The sequence below is a fragment of the Flavobacterium sp. DSP2-3-1 genome (assembly GCF_049896865.1).
Classification (GTDB): Bacteria; Bacteroidota; Bacteroidia; order Flavobacteriales; family Flavobacteriaceae; genus Flavobacterium.
Genome location: NZ_JAFCVD010000016.1, coordinates 34,366 through 49,560, shown reverse-complemented (window position 1 = coordinate 49,560; position 15,195 = coordinate 34,366). Strand labels below are relative to the sequence as shown.

Below are 15,195 nucleotides of genomic sequence, written 5' to 3'. Positions count from 1 at the left end.
CAGGAGCAAATAAAGAACATTTATTCCATTCGAGAGAGAGGGCTTTTTAAAAGTCCTTTCTTTTGAAAAAATATCTTTATCTCCCCCCTAAAAGTTGCATTAATTAGTTGAATCTAGTATTCATACAATTTCAATTTTTCATTCAGTCGTTTTATTTTGTCCTTATCCAACCTTTTTCGCAAAAAAGCAATGTTTATTTTTTTGGGATTTGAAGTGAACTGCGTTTTTTTGTAAAGCACAATATCTCTTTTATCTAAAAACTCTACTTTCAAAAATTGTTCTACCTTTTGTTTGTATTTTTTTTCTTTAAAAAGCTGATATGCAAAGAAAACGCTTGGAAACAATTAAAGCTAATGTCAAAAAAGAAATTATAAACCTAACTCTCTTTTCTGTCTTAAAATTGGTTTGTTTAACACATGGGTATTTCAAATATTTAACAATTATAAGGCTTGCAATACAAATGAAAACACAATTAATAGTGTACAAATACATCGCACCAAAAAAAAATCTAAAATTCCCAAAGCTAAGCCATAACCCGCAGTACACAAAGGAGGCATTAATGCAGTTGCGATGGCAACTCCTGGAATAGGATTTTCTTTTTCTACCTTTGTAATGGCTATCACTCCAACGAGCCCTCCAAAAAAAAGCAAAAAAATATCTTAAATTTTGGGTCATGTTCTTGTTAAAAATACTAATTATGTGTCTTTTAAAGGACTCAAATAAAAGTAAATTTTAGAAACCACCAAACTCACCATTGTGGCGATAGGTAAGTTTTAAATGATCTTTTACATCAATTAAAATAATAAATTATCAAACCAAAACCGGCTCCAGTAATTGGTCCCATAAAATGTTAAATGATAAGGTCATAAGTAATAATAGCCGTTAAATTCAAATTCAAACTGATAAAAGCCACTACCGCATAAGCCCAAATTTATAAAGATGATCCTTGAAAAGAGATGTTTGAAGTGACATTATCCAATACTTTCTTTTTGTATTCTTAAACGCTAGGTAAGTCAAAAAAATTTACTACTTTATTTACGCTTCCATGTTTATTTGTCACTAAAATAAGATTCAAAAATTAAGAATTAATCTTTACAATCATCCGTGAGAACAGCAAGATGAACATTTTTGAACTAAATGAAAATTTTCTCATTTATCTGAAACGTGACTAATTAAGTAAAATATATGATGTAGAGTCTGTTTACTACTTCAATAAATATGTTGTGCCAGTAAATTTCTTAACAAGTCTATTCAAGAGTTTCCAAATGCTTTTTAATTTGATTTTTGTTACTCGTACCTGTTACAATACTTACAGCGAGTCAAAATTTAATTTGTTAATAAGATATTTTTATGAATTCTGTTTTTTTATTCAATAAAAATTAAATTTTCAATAATAAAACAACATACAAACATTTTTATTAAGTATAATGAAATATAATTAACATTTTATTTGGATATTTGACTCAATTAATCTTAAACCAAACCAAAATGAAAATGAAATTCAAACAATTTTTGAGTTTACTAATTGTACTGTCCGTGCAATTGACATTTGCTCAAGAAAGTACCTTGTCCGGTAAAGTGACTGACATGGGCGGACTACCAGTACCCGGCGCTAACATTATTGTTAAGGGAACAACAATTAGTGCACAAACTAATTTCGATGGAGATTTTACCATAAATGCAAAAAAGGGACAAATTTTAATCGTCAGTTTCGTGGGGATGAAAACTGTAGAAATTTCAGGATCTTCTTCTATGCTGATAAAGCTTGGTGACGCTTCAAATCAATTAGAAACAGTCGTTGTTGTGGGTTATGGAACCCAAAGCAAAAAGAAATTAACGGATAATATTGCTCGTGTAACAGCTAAAGATATCCAACAGATTCCGGTATCGAATGTGCAAAATGCTTTAGTTGGTAAATTGGCTGGAGTTCAAATCACACAAACCAACGGTAAAGTGGATGGAGGCATAAACATTCGTGTACGTGGTGCCGCCAGTATCAGTGCCGGGACACAGCCATTGTATGTTTTGGATGGAATTCCTTTGGTAACAACAAATGAATCCAGTAATGGCGCACCAACCAACCCATTACTAACCTTGAGCCCAAACGAGATTGAATCTATTGATGTGCTAAAAGATGCATCATCAGCCGCAATTTATGGTGCCAGAGGAGCAAATGGTGTGGTATTGATAACTACTAAAAGAGGAAAAGAAGGCAAAGGAACGTTTTCGATCAATCTTTCACAAGGAGTTAGTCAGGCTACAAACAAAAGAAAATTCCTGAACGCGGATCAATACATCGAACTTTTTACAGAAGCTTCCATCAATGGACTTGGCGATGCTATTGAAGCCGAAGATACTTTCGATTTCTTGGCACAAGGTACAGATTGGAGAAATAGAGAAGTAGACACTGATTGGCAGAATACTGCGTTTCAAGACGGATTTAATACCGATGCTGATTTCTCAGTATCAGGGGGAGATGCAAATACCAGATATTTCTTCTCTGGCGCATACAACAATACAACAGGAATTATAAATAGCAATGCATTAGAACGAATTACCGCTCGTACAAATGTTTCCCACAAAGTTTCAGACCGCTTTACTGCTGGGATGAATTTAAGTTTCTCTAGATCAGAAATTGATCGTATTCAGGATGATAACTCTTTCACGACTCCATTACAAGCCGTAGCACAATCACCATTGTCTCCAGATCGTTTTGAGGACGGTACTGCTAATCCAAATACTTTGTATGCGAATTATTTATTAGCGATTGACAATTCGTTTTGGAAAACATTAATGAGAAGAGTTACAGGAAAAGTGTACGGAGAATTTAAGATTATCCCTTCTTTAAAAGTAAATTCTGATTTTTCTTATGACCTTTTGTCGCAGACAGAAGATGCTTGGTATGGGAAAGATTCTCCTTTTATGGCTACTGATGGTGAAGCTTTCGCCACTTCTGTAAATAACGAGACGTACATTTACAGTAATTATTTAACCTTTGATAAAACTTTTGGCGAGAAACATGATATTAATGCCGTTGCCGGTGTGGAGTTTAATAAATTTAATCGCAGGTTTCAAAGTGTAACTAGTATTTATTTTCCAAATGACTCTTTTCAAACTGTAGACGGTGGAGCAGAAGTTTCTGCAGGATCAGGTAATGAAACTGATTACACTTTTGTTTCTCAGTTTGGTAGAATCACCTATTCATTTGATGACAAATACATTTTCAAAGCAAGTATTCGTCGTGATGGTTCTTCTCGATTTGGTAAAAACGAAAGATTTGGTACTTTTCCAGCTTTTTCAGCTGGTTGGATTATTTCAGAGGAAAGTTTCTTAAAAGACAATACTACTTTAACTTTTTTAAAATTAAAAGGAAGTTGGGGTAAATTAGGAAATGCAGAATTAGGCAATTTTGCTTCCCGCCAATTATACGGCTCAAATCCTTACAACTTAAAATCAGGACTTTCTTTTTCTCAAGCAGGAAATGATAATCTTACTTGGGAAAAGTCTACTCAAATCGATTTTGGTGTTGAATTTGGTTTAGTAAACCGAATCAGTGTCGAAGCTGATTACTACAAAAAAAATACCAATGGATTACTGTTTAGTGTACCATTAGCATTAAGCTCTGGTGCGACATCTATCAATCAAAACATTGGTGAAGTACAAAGTAGCGGAGTTGAATTTACTTTAAATACAAAAAACATTGAGTCGGCGAATCTTAAATGGAATACCAGCTTTAACATTACAACTAATGAATCTGAAGTAGTGTCCATGCCAAACAATAATAAAGATATCATTGGTGCATTTACGATTAACAGAGTTGGTGAAAATATATCTTCCTTTTTCTTGGCAGAATATGCTGGAGTTGATCCTGCTAACGGTGATGCATTGTATGTAAAAAATACCCGTAATGCTGATGGATCTTTGGATAAATCAACAACTAATGATTATGCTGAGGCTTCAAGAGTTGTTTCCGGAAATCCTTTCCCAACATTGATGACTGGTATGACCAACACCATCAACTATAAAGGAATTGACTTGTCTTTCACTTTCCAAGGAGAATGGGGAGCTAGCATTTACAACTCAGCAGGAAAATATCAATCGGTTGCTGCTGATTATTTTGACAACCAAACGATTGATCAATTGGATCGTTGGCAAAATCCTGGCGATATCACTAATGTTCCGCAAGCCAGATTGTACGGAAGTAACGGAACTGGAGAATCAACACGATTTTTAGATAAATCTGATTTTGTTCGTTTAAGAAACCTAACAATAGGATATTCTTTATCAGGAAGTGCTATTAAAGAACTAGGAATGAGCAGCGTACGCCTTTACGCAACGGGTGTCAACTTGCTTACATTCACAAACTATTCTGGTTATGACCCAGAAGCAAGAAGAGATGATGCGGGTATTGGAGAAGAATTTTATTCGGCACCACCTGCAAGAACAATTGCTTTAGGAGTAAATATTAATTTTTAAAAATTAAAAAAAATGAAATCAAATAAATTAATCTTATTTATTCTTTTCGCTACTTTTTTTGCAAGTTGTGATAATGAATTAGAAATTGATCCGAAACAAAATGAAGATGCAACAGTAACATTAAGCACTGAAACCGGTATTACTAATATACTAACAGGCACTTATGCTACCGCGGCTGACGGCGATGTCTATGGAGGCAGAATATTGACTTCTGCTGATTTATTGGCACAAACTGGTATAACTGCAACTACTGACTTTAGATGGAGAGGTACTTTTGGCGAATGCCGACAAATGTATTCTAAAAGTATTCTTGTAAACAATGCTTTTGTTCAGCAAATTTATGCCAGAAACTATCAAATAATAAATGCGGCCAATACTGTTATTGAAAATATAGATAAAGTACCAGATCCGGAAAAAAAGGCGACAATGGTTGCTGAAGCCAATTTCTTAAGGTCAATGGCGTACTTTGATTTGGTTCGATTCTTTGCAAAACCATTTGAAGCAGGTCAGACAAATACACAATTGGGTGTGGTTATCCGACCAAATGCAATATATGATTTCACTGTTGATTTAGCAAAAGAAAGAAGCACTGTTGCCGAAGTGTATGCGGTAATAATCTCAGGTTTGAATCTGGCTTACAATGACCTTCCGGAAAACAATAGTTTTTATGCTGATAAATATGCTGCGAAAGCTTTATTAGCAAGAGTCTATCTTCAACAAGGGAATTATATAGCTGCCAGAGATGCGGCTGATGATGTAATAAAAAACAGCGGACGCTCATTATCTACAAAATATGCCAACGCTTTCAACCACGATGTAAACCAAAGTGAGGATATTTTTGCAATCCAAATCACAAAACAAACTGGAGAAAATGAAATGACAATTTTATATGCTTCTGAAAACAATGGTGGACGTGGAGGCGATATCGAAATCAGATCTACTTATTTAGCTAAATTTACAGATCCTGCTGACGAAAGACGAAACTTTAATTACATCAATCCAGACAATGGAAGAAGATTGACTTCTAAATATACCAATCAATTTGGCGATGTTCCCTTAATTCGTTTGGCTGAAATGTACCTGATTCGAGCAGAATCCAATTTCAGAGCTGGAACTTTTGTTGGAAATACACCATTAGCTGACGTTAATTTACTGAGAACTCGTGCAAATGCTACAAATTTTCTAACCATTTCCTTAGCTACTATTTTAAGAGAACGCCAATTAGAATTAGCCATGGAAGGTTTTGCCATTCACGATTTAAAAAGAACAAAGGCTTCAATTGATGTTTTTGCAGACGGAACGAAATTGATTCCATATAATGACAACTTATTGGTATTTCCTATTCCGCTAAGAGAGATGGATACAAATAGTAAAATCAGTCAAAATCCTGGTTACGGAGGCTAATACAATTCCATACTATTAGAAAAAACCATTAATTAAAAAGCCCGAAATCAATTTTGATTTCGGGCTTTTTTATAAATTCGAAAAAAACTATTCAACAGGATTAACAAGTTCTGAAGTTATGGACTCTAAAACTTCAAATGCAGTTTCTGCCATTTTATTTCCTTTGGTGTCCAATAACGGATTAACCTCCACAAATTCGATACAAACCACTTTTTTGGTTTGGATAATCTGATTGATGATTGCTATAATTTCATATTGATCAAAACCTTTAGGAACCGGCGTTCCTGTTCCACAAGAAATCATATTACAATCCATGGAATCCACATCAAAAGAAATATATAATACCTCACAGTGCGATAATTTAGACAACGCTTCAGCGACACATTTCTGCAAACCTCGATACCTTAATTCATCAACTTTATAATTTTTGATATGCAATTTTTCAATTTGCTTGTCCTCCTCTTCTTCAGTATCACGCACACCAAAATAAATCAGATTTTCAGCCAAAACTTTTGGTCCTTTAAAGCCAATATTTTTCATATCCTCCCAATGCTGTTGTGTTTCAGAGGGAACTTCGTTATTCTGACAACTCAAATTATCATCGCCAAGGGCAGCAGACAATGGCATTCCATGAATATTTCCAGATGGTGAAGTGTAAGGCGAATGCAAATCGGCATGCGCATCAATCCAAAATACGCCAATATTTTGCTCAGGATATGCCGCTTTGATTCCGCTTAACGTTCCTAATGCCGAAGAATGATCTCCCGATAATACAATTGGAAAATAATTCCCTTCAATATTTTTCTTTACCGCATTACAAACCCTGGTGCATTGCTCCACAACGTGCTCAATTCTTTTAGCTGAAGAACTTCGATTTTTATCATATATTGATTCGTTGTGCGTTTTGACATCTTCAAACTCAAATTGATTAAAATAATCGCTGTTTTTATTAATTGCTGCAATCTCGATAGCATCAATCCCTAAGTCAGATCCTCGCGTACCTGCACCAATATCAGATCGGTTCTTTATTAATTTTATCGTTTTTCCCATTATCTGAAATCGTTTAAAGCTCTTTCAATAATAGCCAAACATTCGTGTATTTGAGATTCCGTAATTACTAATGGCGGAGCAAATCTAATTTTGTTTCCGTGTGTTGGCTTTGCCAATAACCCATAATCTCTAAATTTCATACAAATATCCCAAGCTAAATCGGATTCTTCATCACTGTTGATAACTATGGCATTCAATAATCCTTTTCCTCTAACCAATGTAATTAAAGGATTTCTGGAAGCGATCTCGTTAAGTCCAGTTCTTAAAACTTCACCTAAGTAAGCAGCATTTTGCGCCAAATTTTCCTCTTTTACCACTTCAAGCGCTGCAATGGCAACAGCAGCAGCAATAGGATTTCCTCCAAAAGTAGATCCGTGTTGTCCCGGCTTAATTACGTTCATAATATGATCATTCGCTAAAACTGCCGAAACTGGGTAAACACCACCTGAAATAGCTTTACCTAAAATAAGAATATCTGGTTTTACTTCCGGATTGTTTTCACAACCTTTTTTGCATTCACAATTTCCACAAGTTGCCAATAATCTTCCGGTTCTCGCGATTCCCGTTTGTACTTCATCTGCAATAAATAAAACATTATGTGCCTCACAAAGCGCTTTCGTTTTTGCTAAATATCCTTCAGAGGGAACATAAACTCCAGCTTCACCCTGAATAGGTTCAACTAAAAATCCTGCAATATTTGAAGTTGATTTTAATACGTTTTCCAATGCTTCAACATCATCGTATGGGATTTTAATAAATCCTGCTGTATATGGTCCAAAGCTTTTACGTGCATTTTCATCATTCGAAAATGAAATGATAGTAGTTGTTCTTCCGTGGAAATTGTTTTCACAAACGATAATTTGTGCTTGATTTTCAGGAATTCCTTTTACCTCATACGCCCATTTTCGACATAATTTCAAAGCGGTTTCCACAGCTTCTGCACCAGTATTCATTGGCAATACTTTATCAAAATCAAAATACTTGGTTACATATTCTTCAAAAGGTCCTAATTGATCATTATGAAAAGCACGTGAAGTCAAGGTCAATGTTTGTGCTTGTTTTATCATAGCACCAACAATTTTCGGATGACAATGCCCTTGATTAACGGCAGAATATGCTGATAGAAAATCAAAATATTTCTTTCCATCCACATCCCAGACATAAACGCCTTCGCCTTTTTCTAAAACCACAGGTAATGGATGGTAATTGTGCGCACCGTATTGATTCTCTTTTGCTATCAACGCTTCAGATTTTGAAGACAGGTTTTGCTCTGTATGTGTCATGATATTTCGAATTTACTATTTGAAAAAACAAAATTACTGTTTTTTTTTAATTTACCAATAAAATAAATATTTTGACTTTTAAAAAGATCTTATGTAAAAATATTTATTTAATTTAGATTAAAATAAGTCATTTAAGAATTCTAGAACCAATTTAAAGACATATTCCGAATTAAATAAAAATAAGTACTTTTATACAAACATAAGAGCATTATTTATAATTAAACCAACATGGACATAGTAGACGAATTTGATATCAATATTATTAAAGAATTAGAAAAAGATGGAAGAATGGCATATTCAGCCATTGCAGCCAATCTAAAAATATCAAATACCATGGTGCATCAACGCATCCACAGATTGATGGAACAAGGAATACTTACAGGGATAAAACCAGTAATCAATGAAAAAAAAGTGGGGTATGATTGGGGATCTTTTACGGGAATTACGTTAAATAAAGATCAAGACTCTGATAGAATTATTGAAGAACTGAAAAAAATTCCGGAAATAACAGAATGTTACTATATTACCGGATCTTTTACCCTTTACATAAAAATCATAGCCAAAGATCACGAACACATGCGAAAAGTCCTGTACGAAAAAATAGACAATATTCCCGGTATTGCCAAAACCGATTCCATAATTGAATTGGGCTGCGCTTTTAAAAGAAACGTTTCTCTCTAATTATTATTCAAATGCCGACTTAATCTCCAAAAAATAATTCATGAAGGAACCGACTCACTCCCTACTCTATTTTAAATTTGTTATTGGCACGCTTTTATTTCTATCTTTTGGAACTTTGCAAGCTCAAAAATTGAAGGGAAAATTATTCATCATTGGAGGAGGACAACGTTCTGATGCAATGATGACACAATTAGTAAACCTATCTGAATTGCAAAAAAACGATTATATTGTCGTGTTACCAATGTCGAGCGAGGAACCGGACAGTGCTTACATTTATTTCAAAAAACAATTCGAAAAACTGACCACGAATCCAATTATTATGCTGAATTTCGACAAAACAACAGCTACAAATAAAGTATTGAACGATTCGTTGCAAAATGCCAAACTAATTTTCATCAGCGGAGGCGATCAATCTCGCTTCATGAACGTAGTGAAAAACACTCCTATATATATAGCAATTCACCGCGCGTACGAAAATGGAAGTACAATTGCCGGAACAAGTGCAGGAGCAGCAGTTATGTGTGAACACATGATTACAGGAAATCAAAAATTAGAATCCAAATATAGCGAAACTTTTAACAATATTCGATATGACAATTTGGAAACAACTACAGGCTTGGGACTTGTCAAAAACGTAATTATCGATCAGCATTTTCTAAAAAGAAGCCGATATAATCGCTTACTGTCTGCTTTAGTTGAATTTCCAACTCATATCGGAATTGGCGTCGACGAAAGTACCGCCTTGATTGTTCGCAACAAAGAAATCGAAATTGTTGGCTCAAGCGAAGTTATTGTCGTTAAAAAACCAAAAGGAATCGCCAAATCTAAAAAAGAAAATTTAGTTAGTATCAAAAGCTTAGAAATGGCTATTTACACTGAAGGTCAAAAATTTAAAATTCAATAAAATGAAATATTACAAGAATGATTTGCCATTAACAATTTTAGTTATTTGTTTTAGTTTTTCCATGTTTGCACAAAAGATATCAAATCAAGAAATAGAAAGACTAAAAAAACTATCGCAAAAAGTAACAATTATCAGAGACAACTGGGGAATTGCGCATGTATATGGCAAAACCGATGCAGATGCAGTTTTTGGAATGCTGTACGCGCAATGTGAAGATGATTTCAAACGGGTAGAAATGAATTATATCGAAAAACTGGGACGCCTTTCCGAAATCAAAGGACAGTCGGTTTTATATAATGATTTGGAAATAAAACTTTTGATTGATACCGAAGAAGCCAAAGCCGATTATAAAAAAGCAGCACCTTGGTTAAAAAAATTATTAAGCAGTTACGCGGACGGAATCAACTTTTACCTACACAATCACCCCGAAGTAAAACCCGCTTTGCTGACTCATTTCGAACCTTGGTTTCCATTACTTTGGACCGATGGAAGTATTGGAGCCATTAGTACCGCTGATCTTTCTACCGGAGAATTGAAAGCTTTTTACTCCGGAAACACCGATAAAGTGTCGTACATAGAACGTGAAAAAGATGTGCAAACAGGTTCTAACGGATTTGCAATTGCTCCATCAAAAACGGCGTCTGGAAATGCAATTTTATACATTAATCCGCATACCACTTTTTATTTTAGACCAGAAATACAAATGAGTAGCGAAGAAGGATTGAACGCCTATGGAGCAGTGACTTGGGGGCAATTTTTCATTTACCAAGGATTTAACGAAAATTGCGGTTGGATGCATACCTCGTCAAATGTGGATGTTGCGGATATATATGCTGAGAAAATAGTGACTAATAACAACAAACTATTTTACGAATACGACAACAAATTAGTTCCAGTTATCGAAAAAAAAATAATTATCAAGTATCTGGAAAACGGGAAACTCATTCCCAAAACATTCAATACGTATTACACCAATCACGGTCCAATCATGGCCAAAAGAGACGGAAAATGGATAAGCTTAAGATCGAATAATCGTTCGATGAAAGGACTGGAACAAAGTTGGGTGAGAACTAAATCGAAAAGTTTTGAAGATTATAAAAAGGCAATGGATTTGAAAGCCAATACCTCAAACAACACCGTTTATGCCGATAAAGAAGGAAATATTGCATACTGGCATGGGAATTTTGTCCCAATTCGGGACAAAAAACTTAATTGGTCAAAAGTGATGGACGGCACAACACCAGCAACACAATGGAAAGGCTTACACGAAGTTTCAGAAACGGTTCATTCCTACAATCCCATAAACGGCTGGTTGCAAAACTGCAACTCTACACCATATACCGTGGCGGGTGATAACAGTCCAAAAGAAGAAAACTATTTACCGTACATGGCCCCGGACGGAGAAAGTTTTAGAGGACTAAATGCTGTTCGATTATTGAGTAAAGGCAATCAGTATACATTAGACAAAGTAATTACTGATGGTTACGACACGAAACTGACGGCTTTCGAATTTTTAATTCCATCGTTGATTTCCAGTTTTGAGAAAAATATCACTGCCGCAGATCCGCTTTACGCAGCACTATTAGAACCGATAACCCTTTTGAAAAATTGGGATTATTACAGCAGGGAAAATTCTGTCGCAACAACCTTAGCTGTGGAATGGGCTTATAAATTAGATCCAATTATTCAAAAAGTATACACTAATGAAGGAGAATTGGACCAAGTAGAGAACACCCGTAATTTTGCGAAAAATGCTTTTCCAAATCAATTGATTCCGCAATTGCAAATGGTGGTAAACGAACTGAAAATTAAATTTGGAACTTGGCAAATTCCTTGGGGAGAAATCAACCGTTTCCAGAGAACTTCCGGTGAAATAACAATGGTTTATGACGATGCTTTGGAAAGTTTACCGATCGGATACGGACCGGCGCTTTGGGGAAGTTTACCCGCTTTTAAAAGCAACTATCAAAAAAATACTAAAAAACGCTACGGAACTAACGGCAACAGTTTTGTGTGCGCAGTCGAATTTGGATCTAAAATAAAAGCTAAGTCTTTACTGGCAGGTGGAAACAGCGGTGATTTAAAATCAAAACATTTTTACGATCAGGCTGAAATGTACCAAAAAGGACAATTTAAAAACATATTATTCTATAAAGAAGACGTGCAAAAAAATGCCGAAAAGACCTACCATCCGGGAGAATAATTGCTGTACTCTTGATAATAAGAATTAAAAATACTGTCATAAGATAAAAAAATCAAAGTCTTAATTTTAGGACAAATTAATTGAGACATTTGTAAAAATAAAAAATACAATATGAAAAATATTTTCTTTACCTTTTTAGGGTTATTATTATTTTCCAGTAGTGCATTTGCACAATTAAAAGCCGTAAAATACACGGATGGAAATCAAAAATTAAATGGACTTTCAACTGGTCCCAAAAAAGGAAGCACAACCAAACCCGGAATTTTAATCATTCCCGCTTGGAAAGGAATCGATACGCATTCCAAACAATCAGCAGAAAAACTGTCAAAAATGGGCTACTATGCGTTTGTGGCAGATATCTATGGTGAAGGAAACTACCCAACTAACACACAAGAGGCTGCTAAACAAGCTGGTTTTTACAAAAGTAATATAGCGAATTATCAACTACGCATACAATTGGCTTTGGATCAGTTAGTGAAAGCGGGTGCTAACCCAGACAATATTGTAGTGATTGGATACTGTTTTGGGGGAACAGGAGCACTTGAAGCGGCGAGAGCAGGAATGAAAATTCAAGGTGCAGTTTCTTTTCACGGAGGTTTAGGTCGTGATGCTTCCCGAATAAACAATCCAATAACTGCAGAGATATTAGTATTACACGGCGCAGATGATACGTATGTTCCAGCTGCAGAAGTAGCCGCATTTCAAAAAGAAATGAGAGATAGTAAAGCAGATTGGGAAATGATTTATTACGCGAATTCAGTACATGCCTTTACTGAAATAGAAGCTGGAAACGATAATTCAAAAGGTGCCGCTTATAACGAAAAAGCTGCTAAACGTTCGTGGGAGCGTATGAATTCTTTCCTAAAAGAAGTTTTAAAATAACGCAGAAAATATAAGTTTTTAAAAACAGTATAAGTTCGGTTTTTTTGTTAGATTTATAAATTAAAATGTAACAAAAAATCTGGAATTTATACTGTTTGTTTATGTCTAAAAGTAAAATCCGAAACGACAAAACCTGCCTTAACTGCAGATTCGTGGTAGAAAATAAATTCTGTCCAAATTGTGGACAAGAAAACACTGATACCCGAAAGACGTTTTACCATCTCTTTATTCACTTTTTTGAGGATTTAACACATTACGAAAACGCTTTTTGGCGCACCATAAAAAATCTTTTATTCAAACCTGCAGAACTAACTAAAGAATACCTTTCGGGAAAACGATTGTCTTATTTGGCTCCAGTTCGATTGTATATCTTTATAAGCTTTATCACTTTTTTATTGATTACCATTTTCCCAAGTGAGATCAATTCCCCCGATAATACGGGCGAAAAGGAATCTAGCATTACCACTAAAAATAAATCATTTCAAGATACGTTATCTAAAAATGATTCCATTAAAAAGAACCATACGGATTCAGAAGAAGAAGATCACTTATTTAATTTTGGATACGCCTCCGTGGAACAACTGGACTCTATCCAAAAAAATGCTCCGGAATCAGAAAAGCTATCTGATTTCAGTTATTGGATAATTAAAAAATTCCAATTAGTTAAAGAGAAAAACACACAAAGCGAAATTATTGAAAAATTCGTACGCACCTTCACCCATAATTTACCCAAAGTTCTGTTTGTATTTATGCCAATATTTGCTTTTTTTCTTTGGCTTTTCCATAATAAAAAACGCTGGTATTACTTTGATCACGGTATTTTTACCTTACATTACTTTTCCTTTTTATTACTAATTTTTTTGTTACTGTTCCTCATTAACAAAGGACTGACACCAATTTCAGAATCGAGTTTCATTTCTCTAATTCGGTTTCTGGTTAATTTTATTGGTATCGGATGGATGATATATTATTTCTATCCCGCGCATCATCGTTTTTATGGTGAAACCCGCTTAATATCTTTCTTAAAAAGCAGTTTGTTATTTTTTATTAACTTCGTGCTGATTATTATCATATTATCAATCTTTGTTATTTACACCTTTATTAATTTACATTAAAAAATGAAAAAAATCCCTTTATTAGGTTTCATGGTCGCATTAACCATAAGCTGTACTACTCAAAAAATAAGTATTACTCAAAAAGTAAGTACCACTCATGTCGACCCAACAAATTACATGAATACAATTACCGCTGAAGAACTAAAAACACACCTGTACATCGTAGCTTCAGACGAAATGGAAGGCCGCGAAACTGGTTCAGCAGGTCAGAAAAAAGCGGGCGTTTACCTTGTCAATCAATACAAAAAAAACGATATCAGCTTCCCTACTGGAGCTTCTGACTTCTACCAAAAAATTCCGGCTGCTTTTCTGAACGCTAAGCGCAATGAAAATTTACCGGATTCAGAAAACGTTTGGGCTTACATTGAAGGTTCTGAAAAACCAAATGAAGTCGTGGTAGTTTCAGCCCATTACGATCACGTGGGTACAAAAAACGGAGAAATTTATAACGGTGCCGATGATGATGGTTCTGGGACTGTTGCATTGTTAGAAATTGCGCAAGCCTTCCAAATGGCTAAAAAAGCAGGACATGGTCCAAAACGTTCTATCCTTTTTCTTCATGTTACCGGCGAGGAACACGGGTTACATGGTTCCCGTTACTATTCTGAAAATCCGTTGTTTCCGTTAGCAAACACCATTACTGACATCAATATTGATATGATAGGCCGCCGTGATGAAGCCCACGCAGACAGCAATAATTATGTTTATGTAATTGGCGCAAACCGATTATCAACTGATTTACACAACATTTGCACCATCGCAAACACTAAATACACGCAATTGAATTTAGATTATAAATACAACGATCCTAAAGATCCAAACCATTTTTATGAGCGTTCGGACCACTACAACTTTGCTAAAAATGGTGTTCCATCTGTATTCCTTTTCAACGGAGTTCATGCTGATTACCACAAACCAACGGACAGCGCGGACAAAATTGAATACGATGCGTTAACCAAAAGAGCTCAATTTGCGTTTGTAACCGCCTGGGAACTGGCAAACCGCGCCGAAAGACCTATTGTGGACAAAAAATAGATTGAATATTTGGGCACATCTGCGCTTTCACTAACGTTACAGCGTGGTCGGGCTATACGTTACAATCTTTATTGTCTCGTTAAAAAACAAGACAATAAAGGATTTCCACTGCTATCCCTTGTGCATAACCCATAAAAAAAGAGCTTTGAAGTGATTCAAAGC

General features: G+C 35.1%; 11 protein-coding genes. 8 read left to right on the top strand and 3 right to left on the bottom strand.

Annotation, left to right across the window (positions count from 1 at the left end; genetic code table 11):
• Window positions 1-440: 440 nt before the first annotated feature.
• Entirely contained in the window at window positions 441-650 is a 210-nt protein-coding gene (locus ACP7AT_RS15345; RefSeq protein ID WP_426065311.1) for a DUF389 domain-containing protein, read from the bottom strand.
• An 838-nt stretch (window positions 651-1,488) separates the two neighbouring features.
• Between ACP7AT_RS15345 and ACP7AT_RS15340 the strand changes: the two genes are divergently transcribed.
• Both ACP7AT_RS15340 and ACP7AT_RS15335 read left to right on the top strand, forming a co-directional pair.
• Window positions 1,489-4,476 carry a SusC/RagA family TonB-linked outer membrane protein gene (locus ACP7AT_RS15340; RefSeq protein ID WP_426065310.1) on the top strand — a complete coding sequence of 996 codons (2,988 nt, stop codon included), beginning with the start codon at window positions 1,489-1,491 and terminating at the stop codon, window positions 4,474-4,476.
• A 12-nt stretch (window positions 4,477-4,488) separates the two neighbouring features.
• A complete protein-coding gene (locus ACP7AT_RS15335; RefSeq protein WP_426065308.1) occupies window positions 4,489-5,880 on the top strand; it encodes a RagB/SusD family nutrient uptake outer membrane protein in 1,392 nt (463 codons plus the stop codon).
• A gap of 87 nt (window positions 5,881-5,967) precedes the next feature.
• Here the strand turns inward: ACP7AT_RS15335 and ACP7AT_RS15330 are convergent, their stop codons facing one another.
• Both ACP7AT_RS15330 and rocD read right to left on the bottom strand, forming a co-directional pair.
• Window positions 5,968-6,930 carry an arginase gene (locus ACP7AT_RS15330; protein ID WP_426065306.1) on the bottom strand — a complete coding sequence of 321 codons (963 nt, stop codon included), beginning with the start codon at window positions 6,928-6,930 and terminating at the stop codon, window positions 5,968-5,970.
• Entirely contained in the window at window positions 6,930-8,213 is a 1,284-nt protein-coding gene (gene rocD / locus ACP7AT_RS15325; protein WP_426065305.1) for an ornithine--oxo-acid transaminase, read from the bottom strand. Before rocD ends, ACP7AT_RS15330 begins: the two co-directional genes overlap by 1 nt.
• Before the next feature lie 228 nt (window positions 8,214-8,441).
• Here rocD and ACP7AT_RS15320 point away from each other — a divergent pair, with 228 nt between their 5' ends.
• The 6 genes from ACP7AT_RS15320 (at window position 8,442) to ACP7AT_RS15295 (ending at window position 15,033) form a co-directional block, all read left to right on the top strand.
• Window positions 8,442-8,894 (top strand): Lrp/AsnC family transcriptional regulator, encoded by a 453-nt coding sequence (locus tag ACP7AT_RS15320; protein ID WP_426065303.1) that lies wholly within the window; start codon window positions 8,442-8,444, stop codon window positions 8,892-8,894.
• Window positions 8,895-8,934: 40 nt separating this feature from the next.
• Window positions 8,935-9,798, top strand: coding sequence for a cyanophycinase (locus ACP7AT_RS15315; protein ID WP_426065301.1), 864 nt, complete (start codon window positions 8,935-8,937; stop codon window positions 9,796-9,798).
• 1 nt (window position 9,799) lies between these two features.
• The gene (locus ACP7AT_RS15310; RefSeq protein ID WP_426065300.1) at window positions 9,800-12,001 is read left to right on the top strand and encodes a penicillin acylase family protein; all 2,202 of its coding nucleotides are present in this window, start codon (window positions 9,800-9,802) and stop codon (window positions 11,999-12,001) included.
• A 111-nt stretch (window positions 12,002-12,112) separates the two neighbouring features.
• Window positions 12,113-12,883, top strand: coding sequence for a dienelactone hydrolase family protein (locus ACP7AT_RS15305; RefSeq protein WP_426065299.1), 771 nt, complete (start codon window positions 12,113-12,115; stop codon window positions 12,881-12,883).
• A 101-nt stretch (window positions 12,884-12,984) separates the two neighbouring features.
• On the top strand, window positions 12,985-13,998 hold the full coding sequence (locus ACP7AT_RS15300; protein ID WP_426065297.1) for a DUF3667 domain-containing protein: 1,014 nt from the start codon (window positions 12,985-12,987) through the stop codon (window positions 13,996-13,998).
• A gap of 3 nt (window positions 13,999-14,001) precedes the next feature.
• Window positions 14,002-15,033, top strand: a complete 1,032-nt coding sequence (locus ACP7AT_RS15295; RefSeq protein WP_426065296.1) for a M28 family metallopeptidase — start codon at window positions 14,002-14,004, stop codon at window positions 15,031-15,033.
• The last annotated feature ends 162 nt before the right edge of the window (window positions 15,034-15,195 follow it).

Coding starts and splice junctions, on each gene's coding strand:
- ACP7AT_RS15340 (WP_426065310.1), top strand. CDS start 1,489: ATGAAAATGAAATTCAAACAATTTTTGAGTTTACTAATTGTACTGTCC.
- ACP7AT_RS15335 (WP_426065308.1), top strand. CDS start 4,489: ATGAAATCAAATAAATTAATCTTATTTATTCTTTTCGCTACTTTTTTT.
- ACP7AT_RS15330 (WP_426065306.1), bottom strand. CDS start 6,930: ATGGGAAAAACGATAAAATTAATAAAGAACCGATCTGATATTGGTGCA.
- rocD (WP_426065305.1), bottom strand. CDS start 8,213: ATGACACATACAGAGCAAAACCTGTCTTCAAAATCTGAAGCGTTGATA.
- ACP7AT_RS15320 (WP_426065303.1), top strand. CDS start 8,442: ATGGACATAGTAGACGAATTTGATATCAATATTATTAAAGAATTAGAA.
- ACP7AT_RS15315 (WP_426065301.1), top strand. CDS start 8,935: ATGAAGGAACCGACTCACTCCCTACTCTATTTTAAATTTGTTATTGGC.
- ACP7AT_RS15310 (WP_426065300.1), top strand. CDS start 9,800: ATGAAATATTACAAGAATGATTTGCCATTAACAATTTTAGTTATTTGT.
- ACP7AT_RS15305 (WP_426065299.1), top strand. CDS start 12,113: ATGAAAAATATTTTCTTTACCTTTTTAGGGTTATTATTATTTTCCAGT.
- ACP7AT_RS15300 (WP_426065297.1), top strand. CDS start 12,985: ATGTCTAAAAGTAAAATCCGAAACGACAAAACCTGCCTTAACTGCAGA.
- ACP7AT_RS15295 (WP_426065296.1), top strand. CDS start 14,002: ATGAAAAAAATCCCTTTATTAGGTTTCATGGTCGCATTAACCATAAGC.